The organism is Collinsella vaginalis (genome assembly GCF_900176655.1).
In the GTDB taxonomy this organism is placed as follows: domain Bacteria; phylum Actinomycetota; class Coriobacteriia; order Coriobacteriales; family Coriobacteriaceae; genus Collinsella; species Collinsella vaginalis.
Genome location: NZ_LT838843.1, coordinates 799607 through 825863, shown reverse-complemented (window position 1 = coordinate 825863; position 26257 = coordinate 799607). Strand labels below are relative to the sequence as shown.

The window sequence follows — 26257 nt, the reverse complement described above, 5'->3', positions numbered from 1 at the left end:
GCCCATCTTCTCGCAACAGAAAAGGAGCGCAATCCATGGAATTCTTCGAAACGGTCTCCGGAGCAGTTCAGTACTTTGTCGACCTGGGAAGCTACATCTTCGTCCCGATACTCATGTGCGTCATCGGTCTGTTGTTTGGCCTGAAGCCTGGAAGGGCGATCAAGGCGGGCGCGACCGTCGGCATCGGACTAGTCGGCGTCAGCCTGGTTGCCACGCTCACTGCGGATTCGCTGGGACCGGTCATCAACCGAATGGTCGAGGTCCTGAACCTCAACCTCACGGCCATCGATGTGGGCGGCTCTCCAGCGGCGGCTGTGGGCTTTAGCAGCCTGATCGGCGCCGCGCTCATTGTCATAATCATCCTCGTGAATATCGCACTTGTCGCGCTGAAGCTCACGAACACGGTCAACGTCGATGTCTATAACTTCTGGTACTTCGCAATCACAGGCGGCATCGTTCAACTGGTCACCGGCAATTTCTGGCTCGGTGTGCTGGCCGGCGTCACACATGCGGTCCTCGGCCTCAAGATCGCCGATATCATGGCTCACCGTACCCAGGAGATCATCGGCATCCCCGCCATCTCGATTCCCCATGGCTTCGCCGCCGCAAGCGCGCCCATCTTCCTCGTACTTGATAAGGTTTACGATCTCATCCCGTTTTTCGCCCATAAGCCCATCGAAGATGACGATGAGGAGCTTGAAGAGAGCAAGGGGCTTAGCCATTATGTCAGTCTGATATTTGGCGAGCGCATCTACCTCGGGCTGATCCTCGGACTGTTCTTCGGTGTAGTTGCCGGTTATGACTTCAAGGGCGTGGCAGACGTCACGATCAAAACCGCGGCGCTTCTCGAACTGTTCCCCATGGTGGTGAAAATGCTCGTCGGAGGCCTCATCCCCATTTCAAACCAGGCAAAAAGCTTTTTCACCAAGCACTTCCCCGATCGCCAGCTTTCCATCGGACTTGATTCCGCCGTCACGATCGGCCATCCGGTGACCATCTCAGTTGGATTCTTGATGGTTCCGATCTTCATGTTCGTCGCAGCTGTGCTCCCCGGCAATATCACACTTCCCCTTGGCGAGGTTCCCTTCGCGGCCTTCTATGTCTGCTTCGCAACCATCATCCACCGCGCGAATCGCCGACGCACCATCTGCTCAAGTCTGATCTTCATTCCCATCGTGCTCTGGATCTCCAGCTGGGCCGCCCCGTTCTTCACACAGCTCGCCGATGCAGCCGGGATGACGCTCGTGGCGGAGGGGCAGCTTGCGACCACGATGGCCTTCGGCGATCTGTTTATCCTCATCCCCACCCTGCTCGCACAGGTCCCCTATGTGGGAGCTCTCCTGCTCGTGGCGCTCATGGCCGTCGCAATCGCACTCGGCAAGCTCCTGGAGCGCTTCTATGCAAAAGAGGACGAGCGCTTTGAAGAGACGATCGGAACCGAGTCGAAATAGCCGACACCCAAAGGAGGCCAATAGCATGGAAAGCCTATCGATCGGCGTTGTCGGGGCAGGCATCTACGGCAACTACCATCTTCGCACCTTCCTCTGCGATCCCCAGGTAAGCAATGTCGCCGTCTGCGAGCTCAATGAGAAGAGGCGGCTGGAAGCCCAGGAGCGCTATGGGATCAAAGGCTATGCAAGCGTTCGAGAAATGATCGAGGCAGAAGATCTCGATGCGATCACCATCGCGACCTCTGATCCATACCACTTCGAACCTGCACGCGATGCGATCGAAGCTGGCATCTCATATCTGCTAATCGAGAAGCCCTTGGCGACCACTGTCGAAGAGTGCGAGACGCTCATGCGACTTGCCGAAGATAAGGGCGTTAGAATCGCCTTGGATTTCCATAAGCGATGGGATCCCGCATACAACTGCATGCGCGATGAGATGATTCGCGGCGGGGACACCGTGCTGCGCGGCTATATGTCGCTTGACGACATCATCGCCGTACCTGAATCCTGGTTTACCTGGTCAGCTCAATCCTCACCATCTTGGTTCCTCGGTGTGCATTGCTACGATTTGATCCGCTATATGACCGGAGCCGAAGCGGTGAAGGTGTACGCGCAGGGCTCGAAGCGTGTTCTTCAATCCCGCGGCATCGATACATGGGACACCCTGACAGCAACACTCACCATGAGTGACGGGGCGGCTTGGACCGTGGACACCAGCTGGGTTCTTCCCAACACATTTCCCAAGTCGAACGACGGGCAGCTGGTGATCCTCACCGACCGCTGTTATTTAAAGAATGAGTCGTACCGCGGGGTGAAGAACTACACTGACAAAAAAGAGGATCTCCCCAACTATCTGTTCATGAATTTTGAAAAGGATAAGGCAAGCGGATTTGGCCTGGAGCCCATGCAGGAATTCGTGAGCGACATCCTACACGGCCGCGCGTTCCGCTCAACCGCTTTCGACGGGCTTCAGGCCACGAGAATCGCCGCCGCGGTTCACGCATCCGCTGAAAGCGGCCATGTGATTGAGCTCTGATCGATCGATATCGGGACACCCACAAGTTCCTTGGGTATTCGCACGGTCATGTAAGGCCGCTGCACGGGCATCCGACTAGGTTTCCCGGTGCAGCGGCTTTACCCCCGCTCTGCGCGGATCGTTGCCATCATGTGCCGCGGGACCGCGTGGAAGGCGCAGGAGCCGATCACCGTACCCGCCGCCCGCTTCGCCGCAGACGTGCCGCTGCTCGTCGCGTACGCATGGTCAAAGCGCTCGAGCATCGCGATGTCGTTGCCACCGTCGCCGTAGACCGCCACCTCATCCTCGCGGATCCCCAGGTACTCTGCCAGCCAGGCAACCGCCTGGGCCTTGCTCGCCCGCACGTCGGTGATCTCGAACATCACCGGGTTGAACGGCGTGTTCAGCACCGTATCGGCGTGGCCGTCGAGGAAGGCGTGGAGCTCGCGCTCGAGGCCCTCATCGGAGACGCGCGTGTTCACCTTGCAGATCTCATGCGCGAGGATGTCCGAGACTGACTGCTCATAGAGGAAGTCGGCGCTCATCTGGGCACCTCGGGCCCGCATTCCCGCCATCAGCACGCGACGGACGAGCCCATCGCGCTGAAAGCCCTGCTCGCGCATCTCAGGCGTGCCAGTGACGTACACATGCTCGAGCCCCACGCACTCAAAGCAGACTCCCGGGAAGGCCGTGATCATCTCCTCGAGAAGCGCGGGGTCGACCGCCTGATGATGGATGACCTCGCCCGTGCGATCGAGCACGATCGAGCCATTCGCGCAGACCGCCTCGAGCGGGGCCCCTATGAGGCCGAAATCGTTCGGCGTGCGCATGGTGCGCCCCGTCGCGATGGCCACATGGGCGCCCGCGTCGGTCACCCGCCGGAGGGCCCGCAGGATGGTGGCGTCCGGCATATGAAAGAGGTTGAGGAGGGTCCCATCGAGGTCGGTTGCAAACAGCTTGATCATGCAGCTCCGAACGATCGCAAGGTCAGATACGGCGAAAAGGCTTGGGCGGTCGGGAGCGGCCGCCCCGGTGCATTCCTACCCCAAGGCCACGTCGAGCACCATCATGATGACGAAGCCGGCGATCACGCCGAGCGTCCCCACGTTGCTGTGCTCGCCAAGATGCGCCTCGGGGATGAGCTCCTCCACCACGACGTAGATCATCGCGCCCGCGGCGAACGACAGCAGCCAGGGCATGAACGGCTGGATCCATCCGGAGACGAGCACGACCGCGATGCCGAAGATGGGCTCCACGAGACCTGAGAGGCTGCCAAGCACGAAGGCGCGGCGGCGTGACAGGCCCTCGCGGGCGAGCGGGAGGGAGACGGCCGCGCCCTCGGGGAAGTTCTGCAGGCCGATACCGATGGCGAGCGCGAACGCCATGCCGAGGTAGGCCTGACCCGCCTCGCCCGACGCCTGGGCGGCCATGGCGAAGAGCAGGCCCACGCTCATGCCCTCGGGGATGTTGTGCAGCGTGACGGCTGACACGAGCAGGGTCGTGCGCTTCCATGAGGTCTTGATGCCCTCGGCCTCATCGGCCTCGGCGTGAAGGTGCGGCAGCAAGGTGTCGAGCAAGATCAGGAACCCCACGCCGAGCAGGAAGCCGCCCGCAGCCGGGATCCATGCGACCTGCCCCATCTCCCCCGCCTGGTCGATGGCCGGGACGAGCAGCGACCACATGCTCGCCGCGATCATGACGCCGGCGGCGAATCCGAGGAAGATGTGGTGCGTGAGCTCCCGATCCGACCGAAAGAAGAACACCACCGCGGCACCGGCCGTCGTCATGAGCCAGGTGAAACCGCATCCGAGTGCCGCCCAGAGCAGGGCTTGGAGGATATTTTCATCGAACATAGGAATCCTTTCGAAGCGCATGTTCAGGATCGAGGCGCATCAATTCTCGAACAGGGCGGCGAGACGTGGGAACACCTCGTCCGCGGTGTCGAACATCCGACCCATGGCGGCGATGCCGAACAGGCCCGCCACCTCGGGAACCAGGGGGACATCGGTCGTGCAGATAAGGTTGCCGTCGGCATCGACGGAGAAGGTGACCCAACGGTAGGAGCCGTTCAACTCGTTCACGAGCTCGAGGGCGCACCCGCGGCTGCCTGGGGAAACCCGGCCGAGGGGCGTTGTCTCCAGGTGAGCGCCACGATCGTTGATGCGGAAGCGGATCTGCGTTGGCGGCAGATGAGCGCCCGACCATCCCACGCGTACGGTGTCGATGAGGTTGTCGTCGTCGAGCGGGGTGTCGCTTCGATATTCGATGCCCGCCTGGGACATCGCCTCCATCAAGGCTATCGAGTTGTCGTACACCGCGCCCCCTTCGCACCAGCCCCGCGCGCATCCGGGGCGATTTATCACTATGCGCTATCGTACTCGATGCCGCTTCACGCGTCCCGGGTGGGCGCGACGTAAAAGGTCCCTACAATAGACAAGACTGAAAGGAGCCTCCATGGCGGACGCGCGGGCCCTCATCATCGAGGATGATGCCGATATCAATCAGATCGTGGCCACACGTCTCGCTCGCGCGGGGTTCTCCTGCACACAGGCGTTCTCGGGCTCGGAGGCGGCGCTCGTGCTCGATGCCGAGTTCGGGGACGAGGCGGCGGGAATCGACCACAGCGGGTTCGCGGTCGTCATCTGTGACCTCATGCTTCCGGGCATGACCGGTGAGCAGCTGGTCTCCCTCATCCGCGCGCATGACCCGAGCACGCCCATCATCGTGATCTCGGCGCGCACCGCGGTCACCGACAAGATTGACCTGCTGAAGCTCGGTGCCGACGACTACCTCGCGAAACCCTTCGACCTCGACGAGCTCGTTGCTCGCGTGGAAGTCCAGATCAGGCATCGACAGCTCGCCGGTGGAGATACTGCCGTCGGATATGGACGCGGGGACAGCAAGGCGCTCACCTTCCGATCCTGGACGCTCAACCCGTCCGCCCGCACCTTCCGCGTTGCCGGCGAGCCCGTGGAGCTCACCCGCCTGGAGTTCAACATCATCGAGGCCCTCATGCGCAGCCCGGAGCGCGCCTGGTCAAAGCAGGAGCTCTTCGAATTGGCCTGGGACGAGCCGTATGCCGCGGATGACAACACGCTGAACGTGCACGTCTCGAACATTCGGGCCAAGCTCAAACCCACCGGGACCGGATGCTACATCAAGACCGTCTGGGGCATGGGATTCAAGCTCACCGAGTGAGGACGCAGGCCGACCGCCTGTAACGCCATGCGGTGGCGCAGATGCGCGGATCGAGGTCGCATGTACGCGGCAGGGACGACCCCGCCCCCCTGCCGTCCTATCCTCGCGCCCCTCTTTAGGAACTCTTTATGCTTGGTGAAGACTTCCCCAAGGTCCCGACCGCATACTGAAGACATCAGATCAGACGGAACCGCACAGGGGAAGAAGGGAAGCGCGATGGACGCCATCCGCACGAGACAGCTCACCAAGACATTCGGCAAGCATCGGGCCGTCGACGCGCTCGACATGCGCGTAGGCTCCGGCGACATCTACGGTCTTGTTGGCAAGAACGGGGCCGGCAAGTCCACCGCCATGAAGATGATCGCCCGCCTCATGCGCCCCACCTCGGGCGAGCTGGAGCTCTTCGGGAAGGCCGTCCTTGGAACGGGCCGGCCGAAAGTCGACCTCGCCGGCACGCCTTCGCGCATCGGCGCCCTGATCGAGAACCCGGGGATCCTGAACAGCCACTCCGTCCGAGACAACCTCATCATCAAGGCCCTCGCCGTAGGGGAGCTCAAGCCGGCCGAACACGCCGACGAGCTGCTCGAGCTCGTGGGGCTCGGGGGAGCGGCCCGCAAGAAGGCGAAATCCCTCTCCCTCGGCATGAAGCAGCGGCTCGGCCTCGCGCTCGCCCTGGTGGGCCACCCCGACCTGCTGCTCTTGGATGAGCCGTTCAACGGCCTCGATCCCGAGGCGACCCGCGCCATGCGGAGCACCCTCACGGAGATCAACCGCGAGCGCGGCGTGACGATCCTGATCTCGAGCCATGTGCTCGATCAGCTGAACCGCGTGGCAACCCGGTTCGGTGTCATCCGAGACGGCAGGATGGTCCGCGAGCTCACCGCCGAGGAGCTGCATGATCAATGCGGGAGCTCCATCCGCGTCCGCGTGAGCGACCCGGCACGCGCCCTCGTGGTGCTCGAGGAGCGGATGCCCACCGCGCAGATCCGCGTCGATCCCACTCAGGCGATCATCATCTCCTTGGCCGCACAGGGCCAGCGGGCGGACGCCCGGTTCGGAGGCAGCGGCGCGAATCCCGCCAACGCCGGCGACCCGACAGTCGAGCTGGTCTCGCAGACGCTCTTCGATGCGGGCATCCCGATCCTCGAGCTCAGCCTTCTCGAGCGCGACATCGAGGATTACTTCGTCGACCTCATGGGCGGCGCGGACGCGGCCGCGCAGGAAGGTGCCTGATATGGTTCCCTTCACCCTCGGCCTCATCGGCGCGGTTGCGGCGGTCAGCCTGCTCCCGCATGCGGTGATTGACCTTCTCTGCACGTTCGCAGTCCTCGTCGGGGCGGTGCACATCATCTGGCGCTCCGCGGTGATCGGCGCCGCACGCGTGGTGGCCCCGTCGCGTTTTAGCGGCCCGCTGCCGACGGCACATGCGAACCCCCACGCCCTCCCCTCCCTCGGAAAGGAATGACCCATGTTGAACCTGCTCAGATCTGATCTATACCGCATCACCCGCATCCGCGGCGCAGGCGAGCTCATGGTGTACGGCTTTATCTGCCTGCTCATCTATCTCGCGATCATCGCCGTCGCCATCAGCGTCGGACTGCTCACCGCTGGCTCTGGCTGGATGTTCATCGGATCCGACGGGCACAGCGTTTACAGCGTAGCGATCGCCGACATCTCCCTCAGTGGTCACCTCCTGCCAGTCCTCTGCTGCCTCGCCATGTCCCAAGTTTTCTTCGCAGAGGTGGACGCCGGGTACGAGAAGAGCGTGAACGCCTCCGTCCGGGGGCCGTGGGCCCGGGTTGTCGAACGGGTCGCCCTCGCGGGGACCGTGTCGTTCTGCCTCACTGCGATCACCATGGTGGCCGGCGTTGCAACATACCTCGTGGGCACCTGGGGCACCGGCACCTTCGATGCGGCAGGCTCTCTGCTCCTTTGGTTCCTCGAGGTGTGGTTCGCCTGCTGGGCATACTCCCTGCCGCCGCTCATCATCTCGTGGCTCACACGCCGCAAGATGGCCGGCTATCTCTCCGTGCTCTACGCGACCATACTCCCCAACATCCTCTTCCTCCTTGCCTCCGCATTGGACCGCCTGTGGCATACGCCCGTGCTCACCGGCATATATCAGGCGCTCGCCCCCTTCAGCCCCGGCACCCTCATAGGCCACGTCGCCGACGGCGCGGGGGCCGCCCTCAGCGCGGGGGCGGCGGCCCCCTTCGCATTCCCCGGCGGATTCGCCGTGCAGGCCGTCGTTGTCTTGGGTGTTTGGGCCGGTATCGCGACGGCGGCGGGGCTTGCGATCGTGTCGAGACGACGCGGTTGATATAAGCGACCGAGAGCCCATCTCAGCCCGTAGCAGCAGGCCCCTGTCGTCCCGGGGCCTGTATGCGTACCATGGGTGAGATCGGCGCGGGCGCCTGCCCACTCATCGGCCGGGCGGACGAAGGCCCGCGCATCTGCGGGGCGCCCTCGCTTCAATGGGAAACGACGGAGGAAGGGAGCGGAGATGGAGGCGGTTCTGCTCGCGTTTGGCGCATGCGTCCTCGGTGTCGCCCTCGGTGCGGTGCTCGGCCGTAAGACATACGCTCACGAGCTCAGACGCATGGCGCGATTCCTGCGTGATCGCGACCCGGCGAGCAACGCGCGCCTGACGGTGAACGCCCCCGGATCTGGCCTGCATGAGATCGCCGAAGCGGTGAATGGCGAACTCGACCGCGAAACGGAGGAGCGTGTACGGTCGCTCCGCGCGCAGCAGGAGTTCCAGCGCGACCTCTCCTCCCTCTCGCACGACATCAGGACCCCGCTCACCGGCGCCAAGGGCTATCTGCAGCTTGCCCGGGAGGAGCTGGATGACGATGCGCGGAAGCATGAGCTCGAGGCCGCCGGGGCGCGCATCGACGCCACGGCCGATCTCCTCGACCAGCTCTTCGCCTTCACACGGGCCAGCGATCCCGATCTCGCAATCGAGGTCGCGCCCGTGGCGATGAGACCGCTTGTTGAAAGCGTGCTCCTCGCGCACTTCCCCGAGTTCGAGCAGCGCGGCTGGGAGCCCGTCGTTCGCTTCGCCGATGAGGGTTTCACCTTCGAGGGGGATGCCGCCCATCTGCAGCGAGTCATTGAGAACCTGATGGTGAACGCGCTGCGCCACGGAGCAGGCGCGCCGGTGATCGAGCAGCGGGGGCAGAGCGTGACGATCTCGAACCGCACGAGTGATCCACGCGCGATCGACGTCGAGCGGCTCTTCGACCGGTTCTACCAGGCTGACACCGCCCGTGGGACCGTAGGCGCAGGCCTCGGGCTCGCAACCGCAGCAAAGCTCGCAGACGCGATGGGGCTGCGGTTGAGCGCGTCACTCGAAGGAAATGTGCTCCGGTTCACATTGGAGGGATTGCGGCGAGCTTGAGGGTCAACTGACAGATCCAATCATCCAAATCAGCAAACATATCCGCTGGGAATCATAACGCTCAGCATCTAGCCTTCCCTCCATGATGTCGCGCGTCTCACGCATGGCAGCCTCGGTGGCAACGTTGTACCGAGATTGCTGCGCATCATTGGGTTGGCCTTCCTTCATCAGCCTACCCCCGCCGGAACAGGTCGCGGGCGCGGTCCTTCAGCCCTGTCAGCCGAATGACGCCTTCATAGGGCAGCATCCTCAGGTTCGAGAACGCATTGAAGAAGCGCAGGTCGCGCTTGGAGAGCCAGAGCCTCGGATCCGGCCGGTAGGCGCTGAGCGACGAGGCGCCATCCCTCAGGCGACGCGCCGCGGCGCGCAGTCCGGCGGTGCCGTCCGCCACGAACGACGGAACCGGCACGCGCTCGCGGAGCGCGTCCATGACCGCGTCGGTGAGCGTCAGAAGCCACCCGTTGATGGCGTGACTCCGCATCTGCATCGTCGCCGCGGAATCCAACACGGTGTCGGGAACCCGCTCGACGATCTCGTCGGACGCCTCCTCGAGCACCTCGTCAATATGCTCGGCGATATCGGCACGCAGGTGCTCGAGCTGATCGGACAGACGCCGCCAGCTCGCCAGCGAGAACACGCTGTCGGCGGCCATCGCGATCGTCAGCACCGCGGCCGCGATGCGCACCACCGAGGCGGGGAGCTCAGCCAGCGCGCCGAGGGCCCACGGTTGCAGCACCTGGCAGATCAGCACCGCTCCCGCCCCGAAGAGGAGGGCGCCATACAGGCAGATCCGGCCCTGCAAATTGAAGGGATAGGTGGAGTAGTCCCAGAACCGCGCGTGCACCGTTCGCTCAAGGAGCCCCCCCACGGCGTACTCGATCGCACAGCAGACGATCGCCGACGCGAGGAACAGGGCGGCCGTCCCCTCGATGGAGCGCAACCCGATCCAGCAGGCAAGCGCCCCAACGCCATAGATGGGGCACCACGGCCCCAGCAAAAAGCCACTGTTCGCAAACCGGCGCCTGTTCAGGTACGCGCAGATGGTCGATTCCCACACCCATCCGATGAACGCGTAGAGACCGCCGGTGAGCAGCAGGGCAGAAAGCGGCGCTTCGGGAATTGAAGCTGCAGCGAGGGCGTCTATGAGCTCCGTCATGCGCGAGCGCTCCCGACGGTGCCGCGACGCCGCGGCAGGCGGGCGGACACAGTCTCGCGCAGGGCGCAGGCTTTGTCGGCGAGGCAGACGATCCACGCCTCGCGGCAGGTGGGAGGGATGGGGACGAGCGGAAACATGTGTCGTTTGATAATGTTGCGCTCGCGGTCTGTGAGGTCGAAATCCTGTTCGGCGTTGGCGAGGGCTCGGAACGGATGCGTGAAGCCGTGCAGGCGATGCGATGGATCGGGATCGTGCCAATCGTAAAGGAAGTAATCGTGGAGCAGGGCACCGCGGATGAGCGACGCGCGGTCCACCTTGATGCGCAGACGCTCGAGCACGTCGGCCGCGTGCGCGGAGGCCAGGGCAACGGACATCACATGCGCGTGGACGCTCACGGTGCCATGCTGTATGAAATGACGCGTGAGGCCGAAGCGACCCGTTCGCTCAAGCTCGGCCGCGGCGACACGAACCTCGGCCGCACGACGGGCGCCGGGGGTCCCGAAGACGCGGTCCCTGTCCGCTCCCCTCATCTGCCTTCGCTCTGCCATCGTCTGGCCTCCTCAGCCGTATGCAGGATGACGCTCATCCCAAGCCCGACACCAAAGCCAAGCCGTGTTCACTGCAGATCAGGGTAGCACGCGAACGGCGCCCCGCCACACCATGCTCCGCAAGAGCCTCCCGCATCAGTCCATTTCCATAAACTAACAAAACAAAAGAAATGTAATGAATTATGCGTGCGCGCCCTCATGGCGCGTAGGCGACACGAGATCGACGCTCCCGGCTTGTCGGCGATCGCGACGTGTCCCCATGGCGCGCAGGCGACACGCACCGGGCCATGCCGTAGAATGGGCACCGTTCGCGCAAATCGCAGAAAGGCCCATCAATGGCTCGCTCCACCCTCGGACGCACCCTCATCATCGCCAACCCCGCCGCGCGCAGCGGCAAGGGGGCGGACGCCGCCGCGTTCTCCGAGCGCTTCCTCGGCAGTTACACCGCAGCGACCGACGGCTACAAGCTCACGCTCACCCGGGCGTCCGGCGAGGCCGAGCACCTCGCGCGCAACGCGACCTCCCACGGCTTCGACACCGTGGTTGCCCTCGGCGGCGACGGCATCGTCCACGAGGTGGTCAACGGCCTCATGGCCCTCCCCGCCCGTGAGCGGCCCCAGCTCGCTGTCGTCCCCGTGGGCTCGGGCAACGACTACGGGCGCACACTCGGCATGGCGCTCAATGACGCCGAGACCGCCCTGGCGCAGCTCGTGCGCGGGCATGCCCACGAACTCGAGGTGGGCCGCGTGAACGGCGTCCACTTCATGGAGACCCTCTCCTTCGGTCTCGACGCCGCCATCGCCCTCGACACCACGGACCGCCGAGCCGCCGACACCTCGCAGGAGGGCGAAACCCTCTACGTCACCTCGGCGATGAAGCTCATCCCGCGGGCGCGGCGCGGCTGGCCCGCGTCGGTCTCCTTTGACGGAGGCGAGCCTCAGAGGCTCAAGACCCTGATCTTCGCGATCCAGGTGGGCCCCACCTACGGCGGCGGCTTCAGGATCTGCCCGGACGCGAATCCCGGAGATGGCCTGCTCGACACCTGCTTCAACGTGAAGCGTCCGCTCCTCCCCCATCTCGCCGTCCTCTTTGGCATGGCGCGCACCGGGCGCCATGTGAACTCGAAGCTGATTGAGGTCAAGCAGGTGCGGCGCATCCGACTTGATTTTGACGATCTGCCACCCGCGCAGGTGGATGGCGAGGAGCTCGCCGGCGGGCCCCGCTACGACGTCGAGGTCGTGCTGCGGGCCCTGCGCGTGATCGTCCCCACCGAGTCCGGACACGGCCGCGCATGAGCGGGACCGCGCCGCGCACCCTGTTCATCGATGCCGACGCCTGCCCCGTCACCCGCGAGGCCCTCGATGCCGCCCGGCACGCGGGGATCCCTGCTGTGATCGCCGGTAACACGACGCAGAACCTCACGCGCCACATCCGTCGCGACGACCCGCGACGCCCCGAGGACGCCCGCCGCGGTTTCTGGGTCGACGTACTCGATGTGAGCGTCGGCGCCGACTCAGCCGACTTCGCGATCATCGAGCGGTTGGGCCCGCACGATGTGGTCGTGACTCAGGACATCGGGCTCGCGAGCATGGTCCTCGGGCGCGGCGCCGCCGCGATCAGCGTGCGCGGACATGTGTTCCGCCGCGAGACGATCGACATGGAGCTCTTCGTGCGCCACGAGGAGAAGAAGGTGCGCCGCGCGGGCGGTCGAACACGCGGGCCGGCGGCTTTCACGGGCGAGGACCGACGGCGCTTCACCGCCGAGCTGACGAAGCTGCTGCGCGCGCCGATCGAACCGCTGTAACGGTGACGGTACGCGCGATCGCAGCCGCATGCCCACCGTGCAGGTGGGCTGGTGTGCGAGCGTGCGCGATTCTGTCTTTAAAGGCTGATAAAGGCGCAGATATGCACTGTCGACATTCAAACGGCACGCGACAGTGCACGATTGCGTCTTTCAAACGGAATAAAGGCGCAATCTTGCACTGTCAGCATCGGGCACTGGGCGGATAGCACCGGGCTCCGTGCGCCGAGCATACAGGACTAGCGCCGGCGCCAGCTGTCCGGCCAGTCGATGTGCACCTTGCCGCCCTGCATGAAGAAGATGACCGCACCCACAACCAACAGCAGCGGCAGCCCGCGGATCACGATCCCGAGCACGAAGCCGAGCACCGAGAACATCGCCGACAGGACTAACAGCGCCGCCACCACGATGGCCACCGCGAGGAGCACGTTTGCCGGCCGCCCGCTCATGCGCTCACCGACACCTGACGATAGCTGATGCCGCAGGAGTCGAGGATGCGACGGGAGATGCGGCCGTCATCGGTGTCGGCGTACTTGTTATCGAGGTACACAACGTGGCCGATGCCCACCTGCGCGAGGATCTTCGCGCAGTCATGGCAGGGGAAGAGCGTCACGTACACAGTCGCCCCCTCGAGGTCGCGCAGGGAGCCACGGTAGTTGAGCACGGCGTTCGCCTCGGCGTGCACCACGTAGTTGTGCTTGTCCTCGAGCGGGTCGTCGCTCGTTCCCCAAGGGAAGTCGTCGTCGTCGAGAGCCGAGGGCGTGCCGTTGTAGCCTACCGACAGAATACGGTTGTTTGTGCTCGCGATACAGGCTCCCACCTGCGTGTTCGGGTCCTTGCTCCGCAGCTGCGCGGCGATGGCCACGCGCATGAAGAACTCATCCCATGTGATGACGTCCGTGCGCTTGCTTGACATGGGGCCTCCTTGCTCGAGAAACGCTTTTCCCATTGTATCCGCAGCGATCGCGTTCATGCCCTCGACCGCCCGTGACCCGCCCCAGTCTCAGTTTCTCCTTGACTTGGTTTCAATGTGATATCACAATGAGATCCAACAGGGGGAGGCGGAAGCCAAGCCCGTGGGAAGGAGCCACGGCACAGGCCGCGGCACAGTGAAAGGAACCACCATGAGCGTTGAGAAGCCCATCAAGGTCCGGAGCGGCTGGGCGTTCATCCCCGTCGCCGTGCTGATCCTGGCGGCGGACGTCGCCCTCTATATCTGGTCCATCGCGGGGCTCGCCCGTTTCTCCGACGTCGACGAGATGCCGTTGCAATACCCGATGGGGCTCATCGCCGCCATCGTCTGCACCATCTGCTTCTTCATATTCTGCAACGGCTTCTTCACCGTCCAGCCCGGCCAGGCGAAGGTCTGCGTCCTGTTTGGCACCTACGTGGGCACGGTGCGGGACTCCGGTCTCTTCTGGGCGAACCCGTTCTTCGCGAACTCCCTCAAGAACCCCGATGCTGAGGCGGCAACTGAGGACGCCGGGACCGCGGGCACACCGGGGCGCGTGCTCAACCTGGCCGCAGCCGGCCTCTCCACCAAGATCTCGCTGCGCGCCCGCACGCTCAACGGCGATCGCCTGAAGGTGAACGACAAGATGGGCAACCCCATCGAGATCGCGACGGTGGTGGTCTGGCACGTGTCCGACACCGCCAAGGCCCTCTTCGATGTGGACAACTACCCGAGCTACGTGGCCATGCAGACCGAGACGGCCCTGCGCCATGTGGCGAGTGTCTATGCCTACGACCACATGGAGGACGACGACTCCTCGAACACGAGCATCACGCTGCGCTCCAACATCGAGGAGGTCTCGGAGAGCCTCAAGGAGGAGCTCGATCGCCGACTCGAGGCCGCCGGCGTCAACGTGATCGACGCGCGCCTCACCCACCTCGCCTACGCGCCCGAGATCGCGCCGGCGATGCTCCGCCGCCAGCAGGCCGAGGCCGTCATCGCCGCCCGCAAGAAGATCGTTGAAGGCGCGGTGGGCATGGTCGACATGGCCGTGCGCGAGCTCGCCGAGGGCAGCGTGATCGAGCTCGACGATGAGCGGAAGGCCGCGATGGCGTCCAACCTCATGGTCGTCCTCTGCGGCGAGGGCGAGGCTCAGCCCGTGGTCAACGCCGGTTCGCTGTATTGATTGGCTTGAACATGCGATTCGCACGGGCGGCCTCGGGGGCTCCCGGGCGCCCGTGCGAATCGCATGGTATGGATTGAAGGGGCGGTGAGATGGCACGCAAACAGTACCCTCTCCGCATAGACCCGGCTATCTGGGAGGCCGTGCAGCGTTGGGCCGATGACGAGATGCGCAGCGCGAACGGCCAGGTCGAGTGGATCCTGCGCGACGCGCTCCGACGCGCAGGGCGGCTGCCGGGACGGGACGCCAAGGAAACCGGGTCGGAAAACGACACCGAGGAGCGCTGAACAAGAGCGCTGTGATCAAGTGAAACCGGGTGTGAGCAAACGGCTCGCGCCCGGTTTCTTGTTGGCGATCGATTATGCGGTTCGCTCGCTCAATCGCTCGAACAGGGCTTCGCAACCCGCGAGCACATCGCGGTAGGTCGCGTCGAAATCCCCGGTGTACCAGGGATCGGCAACATCGCCCGCGCGGCCCGCGATCGAGAGCAGACGCACGCACTTCCCCGCCGGGTCGCCGCCGAGAATCCGGCGCAGTCCGCGCTCGTTCTCGGCGTCCATATAGACGATGAGATCCCAATCGTCGTACTCACCGCGTGTGATCTGGCGGGCCCGATGCTTCCCCACCGGGACACCCACCTGGCGCAGCTTGGATACCGTGCCCGGATGCGGCGGATTCCCGATCTCCTCGGTCGAGGTCGCAGCTGAGTCGATCGTGAATTCGTGCGACCTGCCCGCACGGCGCACGATGTCCTCCATCACGAACTGCGCCATCGTGGACCGGCAGATGTTCCCGTGGCAGACGAAGAGGATACGATGCTTTCCGCCCTCGTCAGCGGATGTTGATGTGCGATCTATCGACAACGTGCGCTCCTCTGCTGAATCGACGCAGGGCCAGCAGCCTCTCACCCCAACCGATACAGGTACATCTCCTCGGCCAGGTACTCACGCTCAGCCGGCGTCGACACATGCGTCACCGCCCGTGTGAGGCCGAGGTGCTCGTAGAACTGCCAGTCGCAGCTCGTATCGGTGAGCAGGTAGCCCGGAAGCGCCTGATGCTCGGCGAGGTAGGTGCGGGCGATGTCCAAGAGCTTTCGCCCGATGCCGTGGCCGCGAGCAGCCGCGCCGAGGGCCAGGAGCACGAGCTCTCCCCCGTCTTTGAGATCAGAGGATGCGAGGAGGGCCCGGTTGACGGCCGCCTCGCCCTCGATGAACGATGAGGCCTGGGCGTGATGGGCAGGATCGAGCGCCTCCATGGCCTCATGGGCGCGCTTCCCCACGAGGCGCCACCGTTCGGCCCACGCCGCATCCACCGCGCCGACCCGGGCGAGGACGATGCCGCAGACAGCCCCATTGACAAGCGCGACCCGGGCAAAAGTGCAGCGCCCCAGCATGTGCGCGAGGTCATCGGTGGCCGCGAGCCGCTGAAACGCGGTGTCTCCGTATCCCGCATGCCACAGCTCCTGCATGATCGGGACGATCCGATCGAAATCTGCCTCTTCGAATGGCCGGAACCCGGCGGTGCTTGACTCGCCGCTCACGCCTATCACTCCTCCAATACGTCTTCGGTGTACGCTTGCAACATCAAGCCTATCAACCCCTCGGAATGCTCGCAAGGCGACGACAGGGGCCGCGAGGGAGCGCAGGAGACCCACCGGGTGCGATATGGAAAGAGCCCATAACGGTTGCGTTCCGGATGCTGGTGCCGGACCGGGCACGCAAAACAGCCATGTGCATTGGACGGGACGAAACGTCATCTCAAGGCGGTCGCAAAGGCATTTTGCATGAGAGTGGGGTCGAGAGTAGGTTTTCTAGCCCCTGTGGGCAGATGACGCGAAGCGACAAGTGCCGAGGCACCGGCCGCTGATACCAAGGTGCGGCTCGCAATTACCACGGCGGACGGGGTCGAGACCCCGTCGAAACCTGATGGGAACATGACAATCCCCCACCCTGCGCGCACCGGCGCGCCACGGTAAACTAGAGACATCTAACTACCGAGGATACGAGGTGCCTTATGCTGAAAATTGGACTACTCACGAGTGGAGGCGATTGCCAGGCGCTCAACGCGACCATGCGCGCCATCGTCAAAGCGCTGGCCACGGAGGTCGGCGACAGGCTCGAGATCTACGGATTCGAGAACGGTTACCGCGGCCTCATCTACAGCCAGTACCAGAAGATGGATCCCGCCGACTTCAGCGGCATCCTCACCCGCGGCGGCACCATCCTGGGCACGAGCCGCACCCCGTTCAAGCAGCTCGACGAGCCCACGCCCGACGGCATCAAGAAGGTGCCGGCCATGATCGCGACGTACCGCAACCTCAAGCTCGACTGCCTCTTCATGCTCGGCGGCAACGGCTCCACCAAGACGGCCAACCGCCTGCGCGAGGAGGGTCTGAACGTCATCGTCCTGCCCAAGACCATCGACAACGACACCTGGGGCACCGACCTCACCTTCGGCTTCACGAGTGCCGTCGAGGTCGCCACGCGCTGCATCGACGACATCCACACGACGGCGAGCAGCCACGGCCGCGTCTTCGTGATCGAGATCATGGGGCACAGGGTCGGCTGGATCCCGCTGTACGCGGGTGTGGCCGGCGGGGCCGACGTGGTGCTGATCCCCGAGATCCCCTACAAGATGGAGAACGTCATCCACTCGATCGAGCAGCGCATGGAGCTCGGCGGCCGTTTCGCGATCGTGGCCGTCGCCGAGGGCGCCATCTCGCAGGAGGATGCCGCCCTGCCTAAGAAGGACTACAAGAAGAAGGTCGCCGAGCGCACCTCGCCGAGCATCGTGTACGACATCGCCCGTGAGATCGAGGAGCGGTGCGGCCGCGAGACCCGCGTGGCGATCCCGGGGCACACGCAGCGCGGCGGCGAGCCCGATGCGCAGGACCGCGTCTTCGCCACGCAGTGCGGCGTCGAGGCGGCCCTCGCCTGCCTGCGTGGCGAGTTCGGCATCATGATCGCCCAGCGCGACGGCAAGATGGGGACGGTCCCGCTTGAGGAGGTCGCCGGGAAGCTCAAGTACGTGGATCCCAAGTGCGACCTCATCCGCGAGGCGAAGGCCCTGGGTATCAGCTTCGGCGACGAGTAAGCCGCGAGGGGCCGCCGACCGCCCTGCCAGTCCGCGATCCTGGATCAGCACTAGGGAACGTTAAACGTGGAGCGCCCGCCCTCACTCTCGTGGGGACGGGCGCTTTTTGCATCACCCATGGCCACAACACGCGAAACCCGCGCGAGCCAGGCCTCCTATCTCTGCAGGGCCTACGCGAGACTCGCCGCGTCAGCCCCTTCGATCTTGAGATCCGTCGCGTAGAACGCGGCAAGAGCACGCACCGCGAGGGCGACGTCGCCGGCACCGGCCGTCTCATAGCTCGCGTGCATCGCGAGCTGCGGGCAGCCGACGTCGACCGCATGCATGCTCACCTGGATGTTCGAGAGGTTGCCGAGGGTCGAGCCGCCTGCCATATCGCTCCGGTTGGCGAAGGACTGATAGGGCACGCCCGCCTTATCGCAGATGGCTGCGAACACCGCCCGCGAGAAGGCGTCCGTGCAGTAATGCTGGTTCGCCGCCTCCTTGATCACGATGCCGCCGTTCAGATGCGGACGGGCCCCCTCATCGGCCACCTCGGGATGGTTGGGGTGGACGGCATGCGCGTTGTCGCAGCTCACCAGCATGGAGGACGCGATGGCGCGGCGGAGATCCTCCGCCGAGCGGCCGAGCGCCCCGTTCACCCGTGCCAGCGTGTCGGAGAGCAGGGTGGACATGGCGCCCTGTTTGGTGTTCGATCCGACCTCCTCGTTGTCGAAGCAGCAGTAGACCGACACCGTCCGCTCACTCGGACCCGCCAGAAAGCCTTCGAGGGCGGCGTAGGCGCACATGAGGTCGTCGAGGTGCGGGGCCGAAATGAACTCGGGCTCGGGAGCGGCTCCCCAGACGAGGGGCTCCTGCAGGTTCACGAGGAAGAGGTCATGCGCGAGGATCTCGCCGGAGTCGACGCCCAGCTCCTTGACGATGAGGGCGGAGAAGGCCCCGCGCTTGAGCGCACCAGTGGAGATGAGCGGGCAGAGGTCCACATGACGGTCGGGGGCGAACCCCTTGTTGACCTCGCGGTTCATATGGATGGCGAGACTCGGGATCAGGGCAACGGGCCGGCGGATGGAGAGCAGGCGGCTCTCGATGCGGGCACCCGTGCGCACGAGTACGCGTCCGGCCAGGCCGAGGGGGCGGTCGAACCAGGTGTAGTCGATCATACCGCCGTAGGCCTCGACGTTCAGCCGCAGCGACTCGCCCGGGCCGTCAAGCTCGGGCTCGGCCTTCACCTTGAAGGAGGGGGAATCGGCATGGGCCGCCGTGAGCTGAAAATGATACGGAGCATCCGGGGCGAGATCGGACCCCACGTGCCAGGCGATGAGGCTCGAGTCGTTCCGAACCGTGTAGTAGGAGCCCCCGGTCCGCACCTCCCAGGCGGCGGATTCTGGCAGGTAGGAGAAACCGGCCGCATCGAGGCGCGTGCGCAGGGCCGCGACCGCGTGGAACATGCTCGGGCTCTCTGCGATGAAGGCCGCAAGGGCGCGGGCGTGGTCCTCGGTCTTGATCGTCTTCAGCGGTTCATGCGTCATATGAACTCCCATCTCGTTGTTCCGTGCGCTCCACACGGAGACCGGCTTCCACGGTGAGCGACCCACGAGCGACCGCGCCGCGCTCTCGACGTTTCAGGACCATCTGCATGAGACCATCGCACCTCAGGCGTCATGCACCCTGAAGTCATCAGCAACGCCAGCATGGTTGACCGCCCCGGGCCCCGCCGCAGGCGCGATCACACGTCGAGCATCTCCTGGATGCCGGAGACGATCTGCTCAGGCGTGAGGTCGTTCTCGCGCAGCAGCTCATCGAGGTCGTAGCGGTCGGGGAACCCCGCGCGCACGCCGAAGCAGCGCACGCGAACGCCCGCCGGCCCCAGGTAGCGTGCCACCTGCTCGCCCCAGCCGCCCTCGAGCACGCCGTCCTCAAGGGTCACGACCACGCGGTGATTTGCCGCGATCCCATCGAGCGCGTCCTCGTCGAGGCCGAACACGGTGCGTGGGTTCACGAGCGTCGCCTTCATCCCGAGGGACGCGAGGGCATCGGCAACCCGCTCACCGAGCTCGAAGAAACTCCCGAGGGCGAGGATCGCCACCTCGGATCCGTGTCGAACGATCTGGTAACGGGGCCGCTCAAAACCTTCGTCCGCCGCCGGCGCCAAGTCCGGTCGCGAGACGACACCCTGCCCGGGCACGCGGATCGCCACCGGGCCGCCCGCGTAGCCGATCGACCAGGTGAGCATCGCCGTGAACTCCTCGCGGCAGACCGGTGCGAGGTAGGTGAGGCCCGGTAGACCGTTGAGCAGGCTGATGTCGAAGAGGCCCAAGTGCGTGGCGTCGCGCGTGCCATGGACCGAGCAACCGTAGGTGAGGATCGTCGCCGGCAGGGTGTTCAGGCAGAGGTCGTGCCAGAGCTGGTCGTAGGCGCGCTGGAGGAAGACGCCGTAGATGCCGAGCACGGGATGCGCCCCGCCCTTGGCGAGGGCGGCGGTGAAGGTGACCGCGTGCTGCTCGGCGATGCCCACATCCACGAACTGATCGCCCGCTGCCTTGCGGCGCGCCGGGGTGAACCCCATGATGTACGGGGTCGCCGCGGTGATGCCCACCAGCAGCGGATCGTACTCCATGCGGGAGGAGAGGAAGGAGCCCGTGAGCTCGGCGTAGGTCTCGCGGGAGGGCGCCGATGAGGCTGGCGTCGGGGCGGTCTCCTCCCCCAGCGTGAACGCCGGCGGGTGGTGCCAGCGCTCGGGATCGGCGCAGGCGACGTCGAGACCGTTCCCCTTGACGGTGCAGACGTGCAGCACAACGGGGTGGTCGAGCCCCCGTAGCCCCTCGAGCTCGCCGATGAGCCGGTCAACATCATTGCCGTCTGCGAGGAATCGGTACTCGAGGCCGAGATCGCGAAAGAGATTGCGCTCGGAGGTCCCGTTTGTACGGCGGAGCTCCGCCAGGTTCTCGTAGATGCCGCCGTGATTCTCGGCGATGGACCAGCCGTTGTCATTCACGATCACCAGGATGCCGAGTCCGAGCTCCGCGAGGTCGTCGAGGCCCTCGAAGGCCATGCCGCCGGAGAGCGAGCCGTCGCCGATCACGGCGACCACGTCATGATGGGCGCCGGCTCGGTCGCGCGCGAGAGCGAGCCCGCAGGCGAGGCTCACCGAGGTCGAGGTGTGCCCCATGGCGAACAGATCGTGCTCAGACTCGCGCGGGCTCGCGAACCCCGATGCCTCCGCGTAGTGCGCGGGATCGGTGAACGCGACGGCGCGGCCCGTCAGCATCTTATGCGCGTACGTCTGGTGCGAGACGTCGAAGATGATCTGATCCTGAGGGGAGTGGAACACGCGGTGCAGGGCGACACTCAGCTCGACCACGCCGAGGTTGGAGCCGACATGCCCACCCTCGGCCGCAGATTTGTCGATGATCGCTTGACGGATCTCCTGACAAAGCGCGGGGAGGTCTTTCTCATCGAGTGACCGCACGTCATCCGGGCCGGTGATCCCCTCTAGGTACATTACGAGCGCCTCCTCTTCGCCATCGAGTGCGCCCGCCGGGTGCGGCCGCGCGTGCATCAGTCTTGCACAATGGTGCCCTATCACGGGCCCGTTTCGCCGAACGGCGGGCGGTCTTCGGGCAAATTCCGTATGTAAGGCTGCACATGTCACCAAGGCGTCGCGAAACGGGATCGAAGGGTGGAATTTCGCGCCGTTGGTACAGGTTTCTGCCTTCGCATGGCAAACCTTCTCAGTTTGGTACAGGTTTTGGAAGGAAACCTGAGTAGAGACGGGTAATTGGTCCTCGGAGGCGCATGTCACGGACATGACGATCTGGTCTCTACTCGACGGCTCACGCGAAACCTGTGCCAAACTGAGGAGGTTTGTATTCCGCATCAACAAACCTGTACCAACGACGCGAGTTTTGCAAAGCGCCACCACCTTGCGCGCCGCGGAGACAGTGCGGGCCGCCCTAGAGCAACCACTCCATCCGAACCCACCACCTTGTGCGTTAAGAAGACGACGCGGATGCGGCGGCCCCGTCCCTGGCTGCTTCTCCTTTCCGCTTCTCCGTATGCTGAGGAAGTCGCGAGCAATGCCGCGGTACGCCGCCCGCCCTCCTTGCGTGCCTAAACCGGGCTTCCCGCACGACACTCGGATACGCAGGTCGGCTGAGGACGAGAGGCAGCGCCGGTTTATGTGCGCGGGGGACGTGACACAAGGCTCAGCCTTCCGAACGCGACCGCATAGACGCCCTAGATGACCGCATGTCCCAGGTGTCTTGAAGCGCTGGCCCTCTCAGGCTTTACTGGTGCCAACGGAGGGAAAGGAACCCCATGAACATCGACATCAGACTCGACCCCGAAATCGAAGAGACCGAGGTGATGATCCGCGCGAAAGCCATCGACCAGGAGGTCGCCGCCATCCAACGCGCGCTCGAAGCCATCGAGGCCGGGCACCTGCGGCGCGTCATCGGCATCCGTGGAACCGACGCCGTCCCGCTAGAGACCGCCGACATCCTGCGTTTCCACACCCAGGGCAAGGCCGTCTGCGCGCAGACGGCGGCGGGCACCTGGCAGGTCCGTCACCGCATCCGAGAGCTTGTGGATCAGCTCGATCCCTCCGAGTTCGTCCAGATCAACCAGGGCGAGATCGTCAACCTCCGATTCGTCTCGCGCATGGATCTCTCGCTTGCCGGCACGATCAAGCTCGAGTTGACCAATGGGGCGCGAAGCTTCGTCTCCCGCCGCTCGCTCGCCGCCTTCCGTACCGTCATCAACCTCTAGGCAATCCCGTAGCTCGTGAAAGGAGCACCCATGAACGTCAAAGAGATCGCCCCGCGCCTCTTCATCGGCGCTGTCGGGGGAATCGCCATCGGCTGCATGGTCGAGGTCCTCGTCTCCTATGCATCGGGGGGCGTCTACATCCCCGGGACGCCTGCCTTCCTCGATTCCTTCGACAACCAGCTGAACGCGGTCCTCATCGAGCGGCTCGTCTATGCCGCCATGGGCGCGGTGCAGCATGCCGGCGGCCTCGTCTACAAGAGCGAACGGCTCTCGCTGCTGCAGGCGACGATCTTGCACTTCGCGGTCATCGGCACGCCGCTCATCATCGCCGCGACCTACCTGCGCTGGATTCCGGGAACCATACCCGCCTTCATCGGCTTCATCTGCCTTGTCGCCTTGATCTACGGCTTGATCTGGCTGATCGTGTGGTTCAACACCAAGAACCAGCTGAAGGAGATCAACGCCGGACTCCCCCGCTCGTAACCTCGGGCTGCGGATTCGAACGGGGCGGGCCCCTGAAGGAGAGGCGTGCAAGCCAGAGCACGACCCTGATGTGCCGGCAGCTCCTCCAAGCATTGACGCCGACGTCTCCCATACGCATCCTCGAACGGGTGGCCACGAGAGCATGGCCGCCCGTCTTTCTTGGGTTTGATGGCGGCCATCGATGTTCCCAAGCATCCGTTCGATCCCCGTGCCACGATTTCCGGCTGCCATAGGGGGACGCGATATTGATTTACACGCTTTGGTGTGGGTTTTGGATTTTGCCGCGATATTTTCATCGGTTTGGTGTGGGTTTTTGAGAGCCTCCCGAGTAGGCCGGGTCCTCGGGCTAGAAAACGGACTGGTAGACGACGCGCGCTCTCAGGCCCTATTTCGCCGAACTGTGAAAACCCACACCAAGCCGAAGAAAACAACCTGTCAGAAAGCGGAACACACACCAAACCAGTTTTCGCAACGCCGCGCCATGCTGTAGCACGGTATTCGGCAACCCTGAGTTAAGCGCACCAGCAACTGGGGTTGCCATGTGAAGATCCCCTCGACACCGCCTCTGTCGCAATGCACCATCCGGAAGCTCCGATGAGCCCTCCCTGCAAACGGAATGTAACGTGAGCGCATTCGCTGCACCGCACCCTGCCGCAGCCGCGCACTTAACAGCCCCAGGTAGAAACGCCTCCGCCCATGAGGGCCGGGGGCATTTGCCGCACAAGGTCCGCCCCTCACGCAGCCGAGCCCTACTCGGCACTCTTCAGGGCCTCGACCATCACGATCCGGTCGAGCGAGCGGTTCGTGATCTTGTTCACGCCGAGCACGAACACGAGCGAGGCGACGCCGGCGATCAGGTACGTCGGCGGATCGACCACGGTGTCGAAGAAGATCGACGGCATCCTGAGCGCCACGGCCAGAAGACGCGTGACGGCGAACCCGAGCGGGCAGCCGGCGACGACGCCGAGGAGCGCCAGGATCACGGTCTCCTTGTTGATGTACCGGTGCACCTCGCGTCGGCGGAAACCAAGCACCTTGATCGTCGCGAGCTCGCGCTCGCGCTCCGAGATGTTCGTCGTCGAGAGCGTGAACACCACCGCGAAAGCCAGGGCCGCGGCCATGACGGTCACGATGTACACCACCACGTCGATGATCTTGAAGCTCTCGCTGAAGCTCGAGGCGGTCTTCGCCGTGCTGCTGATACTCGCGAACAAGCCGTCGTTTCCCAGCCCGTCGGCGAACGTGATCTGCTCCTCCTCGGTGCCGCGCAAATGCGCGAGGAAGGCGTTCTGCACCGGCTGCTCCCCGAATGCCCGGCTGTAGGCCGACTCGGTCATGTACACGAAGTTCCCCAGGTAGTTCACGGCCACGCCCGCGACGCGCACCGTCCCCTCAGCGAGGGTCGAATCCTGCAGGGTGACCTCATCGTCCACGGAGAAGCCCAGCACCTGCTCGGCGTTCTTCGTGATGAGCACGTCGTTGCCACTCGACGGCAGGCTGAGCGGCGTGCCCGACTCATCCTCGAGGCGCACGTAGCCCGAGAGATCGGTCCCGTCGGGCATCACGATCATCTGCACGCTTTCGCGGCCGTTCCCGAAGCTTGCCGTCACGGAGTCGATGCGGGCCGCCTGCATGCCTGCAACCTCATCTGAACCCTCGAGCAGGTCGCGGGCGCGGGAGAAATCGGCGTCTGCGGCCACGGCGAGCAGGTCGTAGCGGGCGATGCCGTCCTCCCCGAACTGCCGCACCTTCAGCGAGGCCACGGTGTCGCGGATGCCGAGCCCGCAGATCATGAGCGCGCAGCAGCCAGCGATGCCGAAGATCGTCATCAGGGCGCGCTTCTTGTAGCGGAACAGGTTCCGCAGGGACACCTTGTTGAGGAAGCTCAGGCGACGCCAGAGGGGCCCGATCCGCTCGGGCAACACGCGACCGCCCACACGCGGAGCGCGCGGCCGCATGAGTGAGGCCGGGACCTCGCGAAGCGCGTGGCGGCAGCTGAGGAAGGCAGCCCCCGTGATGCCGGCTGCGAAGAGGGCCACCCCGAGGATGGCGGTCACGATGTTGAAGTGAAGCTCGTAATCGGTGAGCGAGTACATCGTGCGGAAGATGGTGAAGATCACCTCAGGCAGGGCCACGAAGCCCAGGATATCCCCGACGACCCCGCCGGCCAGGCACGCTGCGAGCGCGTAGATGAGGTACTTGGACATGATGCGCCCGCGTCGGTAGCCGAGGGCCTTGTAGACGCCGATGAGACCGCAGTCCTCCTCGACCATGCGCGTCGCCGTGGTGAGGCTGATGAGGATCGCCACGACGAAGAAGATGACCGGGAACACCGTGGCGATGGCTTCGATGGACTTGGCGTCGGCGTCGACGCTGCTGTAACTCGGCAGGGCGGAGCGGTCCTGGATGTACCAGGTGGCGGGCTCGATCTCGTCCACCGCGGCGCGGGCATCGGCGATCTGGGCAGCCGCNGAGCGAGCCCGCGGACGCGTGTGCTTCGCCGCGTGCGCGGGCGCGCCGCTCCGTGATCCCGCGCGGGGAATCGTCCATTCTGCCGTGGTCATCGTGCATCAACCGTCCTTCCTGTTCCCATGAACCCCGCTGCCGGGGCCGATCCTCCGGTGCCTCCCTGCTCCATGCGCGCCTCGCGGCGCAGACGGCGCATACCGGCGATGTCCTTCCGCACCGTATCGACGATGTGGACCGTCGACCCTGTGTCCTCGCGCCAGCGCACGGGGATCTCGGCGCTGGCAAGCCCGAGCCGCTCGGCGCGGACCAGGAGCTCCGTGTCGAAGAACCACTCGTTGTCCTCGATACGGGGCAGGAGCACGGCCGCCGCCTCAGCTGAGAGTGCCTTGAAGCCGCACTGCGCATCGTGGAAGCTGACGCCCAGGTAGGTGCGGAGCATCAGATTGTAGGCGCGCGAGATGAACTCCCTCTTGAGGCAGCGCTCGACGTCGGAGTCGGGCAGCAGGCGCGATCCGAAGGCGAGGTCCGCGCGGCCGGTCAGAATCGGCTGGACGAGCTCGGGGATCTGCCCGATATCTGTTGAGAGGTCGACGTCCATGTAGGCGACCACCCGGGCGCGAGAGGCGCCCCAGGCGAGCTTGAGCGCCCGCCCGCGGCCCTTCTCCGGGATGCGCATGGCGCGCACGGTTGCCGGGTGCTCGCGCACGAGCGCTCCAGCGAGTTCCCAGGTGAGATCGGTGC

The 26257-nt window shown here is 64.9% G+C and carries 27 protein-coding genes; 14 read left to right on the top strand and 13 right to left on the bottom strand.

Annotated elements, in window-relative coordinates; translation table 11 throughout:
* Positions 1-35: 35 nt before the first annotated feature.
* Positions 36-1451, top strand: coding sequence for a PTS galactitol transporter subunit IIC (locus tag CAP13_RS05480; RefSeq protein ID WP_085830569.1), 1416 nt, complete (start codon positions 36-38; stop codon positions 1449-1451).
* Between the two features lie 25 nt (positions 1452-1476).
* Positions 1477-2487: a Gfo/Idh/MocA family protein gene (locus CAP13_RS05475; RefSeq protein WP_085830568.1), complete on the top strand. Its 1011-nt coding sequence runs from the start codon at positions 1477-1479 to the stop codon at positions 2485-2487.
* A 98-nt stretch (positions 2488-2585) separates the two neighbouring features.
* On the opposite strand, the gene CAP13_RS05470 is transcribed toward CAP13_RS05475, so the two are convergent.
* From CAP13_RS05470 to CAP13_RS05460, 3 genes are all read right to left on the bottom strand, one after another.
* Positions 2586-3431 carry an HAD hydrolase family protein gene (locus CAP13_RS05470; RefSeq protein ID WP_085830567.1) on the bottom strand — a complete coding sequence of 282 codons (846 nt, stop codon included), beginning with the start codon at positions 3429-3431 and terminating at the stop codon, positions 2586-2588.
* A gap of 75 nt (positions 3432-3506) precedes the next feature.
* Positions 3507-4319: a ZIP family metal transporter gene (locus CAP13_RS05465; RefSeq protein WP_085830566.1), complete on the bottom strand. Its 813-nt coding sequence runs from the start codon at positions 4317-4319 to the stop codon at positions 3507-3509.
* A gap of 39 nt (positions 4320-4358) precedes the next feature.
* The gene (locus CAP13_RS05460) at positions 4359-4781 is read right to left on the bottom strand and encodes a type III secretion system chaperone family protein (RefSeq protein WP_085830565.1); all 423 of its coding nucleotides are present in this window, start codon (positions 4779-4781) and stop codon (positions 4359-4361) included.
* A 139-nt stretch (positions 4782-4920) separates the two neighbouring features.
* On the opposite strand from CAP13_RS05460, the gene CAP13_RS05455 reads away from it, so the two are divergent.
* From CAP13_RS05455 to CAP13_RS05435, 5 genes are all read left to right on the top strand, one after another.
* Positions 4921-5664: a response regulator transcription factor gene (locus tag CAP13_RS05455; RefSeq protein ID WP_085830564.1), complete on the top strand. Its 744-nt coding sequence runs from the start codon at positions 4921-4923 to the stop codon at positions 5662-5664.
* Positions 5665-5880: 216 nt separating this feature from the next.
* Complete coding sequence (locus tag CAP13_RS05450; protein ID WP_085830563.1) at positions 5881-6897, top strand: ABC transporter ATP-binding protein; 1017 nt, start codon at positions 5881-5883, stop codon at positions 6895-6897.
* A gap of 1 nt (position 6898) precedes the next feature.
* Positions 6899-7129, top strand: a complete 231-nt coding sequence (locus CAP13_RS05445; RefSeq protein ID WP_085830562.1) for a hypothetical protein — start codon at positions 6899-6901, stop codon at positions 7127-7129.
* A 3-nt stretch (positions 7130-7132) separates the two neighbouring features.
* Entirely contained in the window at positions 7133-7984 is an 852-nt protein-coding gene (locus CAP13_RS05440; protein WP_085830561.1) for a hypothetical protein, read from the top strand.
* 183 nt (positions 7985-8167) lie between these two features.
* Positions 8168-9064 carry a sensor histidine kinase gene (locus CAP13_RS05435; RefSeq protein WP_085830560.1) on the top strand — a complete coding sequence of 299 codons (897 nt, stop codon included), beginning with the start codon at positions 8168-8170 and terminating at the stop codon, positions 9062-9064.
* A gap of 172 nt (positions 9065-9236) precedes the next feature.
* Here the strand turns inward: CAP13_RS05435 and CAP13_RS05430 are convergent, their stop codons facing one another.
* Positions 9237-10220, bottom strand: coding sequence for a putative ABC transporter permease (locus tag CAP13_RS05430; RefSeq protein ID WP_085830559.1), 984 nt, complete (start codon positions 10218-10220; stop codon positions 9237-9239).
* Positions 10217-10750, bottom strand: coding sequence for an HD domain-containing protein (locus tag CAP13_RS05425; protein WP_085830767.1), 534 nt, complete (start codon positions 10748-10750; stop codon positions 10217-10219). Before CAP13_RS05425 ends, CAP13_RS05430 begins: the two co-directional genes overlap by 4 nt.
* A 353-nt stretch (positions 10751-11103) precedes the next feature.
* Between CAP13_RS05425 and CAP13_RS05420 the strand changes: the two genes are divergently transcribed.
* Together CAP13_RS05420 and CAP13_RS05415 are read left to right on the top strand one after the other, a co-directional pair.
* Entirely contained in the window at positions 11104-12063 is a 960-nt protein-coding gene (locus CAP13_RS05420; RefSeq protein ID WP_085830558.1) for a diacylglycerol/lipid kinase family protein, read from the top strand.
* Positions 12060-12572, top strand: coding sequence for a YaiI/YqxD family protein (locus tag CAP13_RS05415; RefSeq protein ID WP_085830557.1), 513 nt, complete (start codon positions 12060-12062; stop codon positions 12570-12572). The genes CAP13_RS05420 and CAP13_RS05415 overlap by 4 nt, the downstream gene beginning before the upstream one ends.
* 236 nt (positions 12573-12808) lie before the next feature.
* On the opposite strand, the gene CAP13_RS05410 is transcribed toward CAP13_RS05415, so the two are convergent.
* Both CAP13_RS05410 and CAP13_RS05405 read right to left on the bottom strand, forming a co-directional pair.
* Entirely contained in the window at positions 12809-12985 is a 177-nt protein-coding gene (locus CAP13_RS05410) for a hypothetical protein (RefSeq protein WP_218775307.1), read from the bottom strand.
* Between the two features lie 29 nt (positions 12986-13014).
* Positions 13015-13485 carry a deoxycytidylate deaminase gene (locus CAP13_RS05405; RefSeq protein ID WP_085830555.1) on the bottom strand — a complete coding sequence of 157 codons (471 nt, stop codon included), beginning with the start codon at positions 13483-13485 and terminating at the stop codon, positions 13015-13017.
* A 208-nt stretch (positions 13486-13693) separates the two neighbouring features.
* On the opposite strand from CAP13_RS05405, the gene CAP13_RS05400 reads away from it, so the two are divergent.
* Both CAP13_RS05400 and CAP13_RS05395 read left to right on the top strand, forming a co-directional pair.
* Positions 13694-14707 (top strand): SPFH domain-containing protein, encoded by a 1014-nt coding sequence (locus CAP13_RS05400; RefSeq protein ID WP_085830554.1) that lies wholly within the window; start codon positions 13694-13696, stop codon positions 14705-14707.
* Between the two features lie 89 nt (positions 14708-14796).
* On the top strand, positions 14797-14991 hold the full coding sequence (locus tag CAP13_RS05395) for a type II toxin-antitoxin system antitoxin (RefSeq protein ID WP_085830553.1): 195 nt from the start codon (positions 14797-14799) through the stop codon (positions 14989-14991).
* A 72-nt stretch (positions 14992-15063) separates the two neighbouring features.
* Here CAP13_RS05395 and CAP13_RS05390 read toward each other — a convergent pair whose 3' ends face one another.
* Together CAP13_RS05390 and CAP13_RS05385 are read right to left on the bottom strand one after the other, a co-directional pair.
* Entirely contained in the window at positions 15064-15567 is a 504-nt protein-coding gene (locus CAP13_RS05390) for a low molecular weight protein-tyrosine-phosphatase (protein ID WP_425429821.1), read from the bottom strand.
* 41 nt (positions 15568-15608) lie between these two features.
* Positions 15609-16244 carry a GNAT family N-acetyltransferase gene (locus CAP13_RS05385; protein ID WP_085830552.1) on the bottom strand — a complete coding sequence of 212 codons (636 nt, stop codon included), beginning with the start codon at positions 16242-16244 and terminating at the stop codon, positions 15609-15611.
* Positions 16245-16717: 473 nt separating this feature from the next.
* Here CAP13_RS05385 and CAP13_RS05380 point away from each other — a divergent pair, with 473 nt between their 5' ends.
* Positions 16718-17797: a 6-phosphofructokinase gene (locus CAP13_RS05380; protein ID WP_085830551.1), complete on the top strand. Its 1080-nt coding sequence runs from the start codon at positions 16718-16720 to the stop codon at positions 17795-17797.
* Between the two features lie 170 nt (positions 17798-17967).
* Here CAP13_RS05380 and CAP13_RS05375 read toward each other — a convergent pair whose 3' ends face one another.
* Both CAP13_RS05375 and CAP13_RS05370 read right to left on the bottom strand, forming a co-directional pair.
* Positions 17968-19326 (bottom strand): M18 family aminopeptidase, encoded by a 1359-nt coding sequence (locus tag CAP13_RS05375; protein ID WP_085830550.1) that lies wholly within the window; start codon positions 19324-19326, stop codon positions 17968-17970.
* A gap of 197 nt (positions 19327-19523) precedes the next feature.
* Positions 19524-21299: a 1-deoxy-D-xylulose-5-phosphate synthase gene (locus CAP13_RS05370; protein ID WP_085830549.1), complete on the bottom strand. Its 1776-nt coding sequence runs from the start codon at positions 21297-21299 to the stop codon at positions 19524-19526.
* A gap of 815 nt (positions 21300-22114) precedes the next feature.
* On the opposite strand from CAP13_RS05370, the gene CAP13_RS05365 reads away from it, so the two are divergent.
* Complete coding sequence (locus CAP13_RS05365; RefSeq protein ID WP_085830548.1) at positions 22115-22564, top strand: LytTR family DNA-binding domain-containing protein; 450 nt, start codon at positions 22115-22117, stop codon at positions 22562-22564.
* Positions 22565-22594: 30 nt separating this feature from the next.
* Positions 22595-23047, top strand: a complete 453-nt coding sequence (locus CAP13_RS05360) for a DUF3021 domain-containing protein (protein WP_085830547.1) — start codon at positions 22595-22597, stop codon at positions 23045-23047.
* A 749-nt stretch (positions 23048-23796) separates the two neighbouring features.
* Here CAP13_RS05360 and CAP13_RS05355 read toward each other — a convergent pair.
* Positions 23797-25611, bottom strand: coding sequence for an ABC transporter permease (locus tag CAP13_RS05355; protein WP_085830546.1), 1815 nt, complete (start codon positions 25609-25611; stop codon positions 23797-23799).
* Positions 25608-26257: glycosyltransferase (locus CAP13_RS05350; protein ID WP_085830545.1), on the bottom strand; the 650-nt coding region annotated here is incomplete at its 5' end. The genes CAP13_RS05350 and CAP13_RS05355, both read right to left, overlap by 4 nt.

What these genes read in the sequence shown, in the direction of transcription:
- CAP13_RS05420 (WP_085830558.1), top strand. Translation starts at nt 11,104, where the DNA reads ATGGCTCGCTCCACCCTCGGACGCACCCTCATCATCGCCAACCCCGCC.
- CAP13_RS05455 (WP_085830564.1), top strand. Translation starts at nt 4,921, where the DNA reads ATGGCGGACGCGCGGGCCCTCATCATCGAGGATGATGCCGATATCAAT.
- CAP13_RS05475 (WP_085830568.1), top strand. Translation starts at nt 1,477, where the DNA reads ATGGAAAGCCTATCGATCGGCGTTGTCGGGGCAGGCATCTACGGCAAC.
- CAP13_RS05470 (WP_085830567.1), bottom strand. Translation starts at nt 3,431, where the DNA reads ATGATCAAGCTGTTTGCAACCGACCTCGATGGGACCCTCCTCAACCTC.
- CAP13_RS05405 (WP_085830555.1), bottom strand. Translation starts at nt 13,485, where the DNA reads ATGTCAAGCAAGCGCACGGACGTCATCACATGGGATGAGTTCTTCATG.
- CAP13_RS05395 (WP_085830553.1), top strand. Translation starts at nt 14,797, where the DNA reads ATGGCACGCAAACAGTACCCTCTCCGCATAGACCCGGCTATCTGGGAG.
- CAP13_RS05380 (WP_085830551.1), top strand. Translation starts at nt 16,718, where the DNA reads ATGCTGAAAATTGGACTACTCACGAGTGGAGGCGATTGCCAGGCGCTC.
- CAP13_RS05400 (WP_085830554.1), top strand. Translation starts at nt 13,694, where the DNA reads ATGAGCGTTGAGAAGCCCATCAAGGTCCGGAGCGGCTGGGCGTTCATC.
- CAP13_RS05425 (WP_085830767.1), bottom strand. Translation starts at nt 10,750, where the DNA reads ATGAGGGGAGCGGACAGGGACCGCGTCTTCGGGACCCCCGGCGCCCGT.
- CAP13_RS05480 (WP_085830569.1), top strand. Translation starts at nt 36, where the DNA reads ATGGAATTCTTCGAAACGGTCTCCGGAGCAGTTCAGTACTTTGTCGAC.
- CAP13_RS05375 (WP_085830550.1), bottom strand. Translation starts at nt 19,326, where the DNA reads ATGACGCATGAACCGCTGAAGACGATCAAGACCGAGGACCACGCCCGC.
- CAP13_RS05365 (WP_085830548.1), top strand. Translation starts at nt 22,115, where the DNA reads ATGAACATCGACATCAGACTCGACCCCGAAATCGAAGAGACCGAGGTG.
- CAP13_RS05360 (WP_085830547.1), top strand. Translation starts at nt 22,595, where the DNA reads ATGAACGTCAAAGAGATCGCCCCGCGCCTCTTCATCGGCGCTGTCGGG.
- CAP13_RS05450 (WP_085830563.1), top strand. Translation starts at nt 5,881, where the DNA reads ATGGACGCCATCCGCACGAGACAGCTCACCAAGACATTCGGCAAGCAT.
- CAP13_RS05435 (WP_085830560.1), top strand. Translation starts at nt 8,168, where the DNA reads ATGGAGGCGGTTCTGCTCGCGTTTGGCGCATGCGTCCTCGGTGTCGCC.
- CAP13_RS05415 (WP_085830557.1), top strand. Translation starts at nt 12,060, where the DNA reads ATGAGCGGGACCGCGCCGCGCACCCTGTTCATCGATGCCGACGCCTGC.
- CAP13_RS05445 (WP_085830562.1), top strand. Translation starts at nt 6,899, where the DNA reads ATGGTTCCCTTCACCCTCGGCCTCATCGGCGCGGTTGCGGCGGTCAGC.
- CAP13_RS05440 (WP_085830561.1), top strand. Translation starts at nt 7,133, where the DNA reads ATGTTGAACCTGCTCAGATCTGATCTATACCGCATCACCCGCATCCGC.
- CAP13_RS05465 (WP_085830566.1), bottom strand. Translation starts at nt 4,319, where the DNA reads ATGTTCGATGAAAATATCCTCCAAGCCCTGCTCTGGGCGGCACTCGGA.
- CAP13_RS05370 (WP_085830549.1), bottom strand. Translation starts at nt 21,299, where the DNA reads ATGTACCTAGAGGGGATCACCGGCCCGGATGACGTGCGGTCACTCGAT.
- CAP13_RS05430 (WP_085830559.1), bottom strand. Translation starts at nt 10,220, where the DNA reads ATGACGGAGCTCATAGACGCCCTCGCTGCAGCTTCAATTCCCGAAGCG.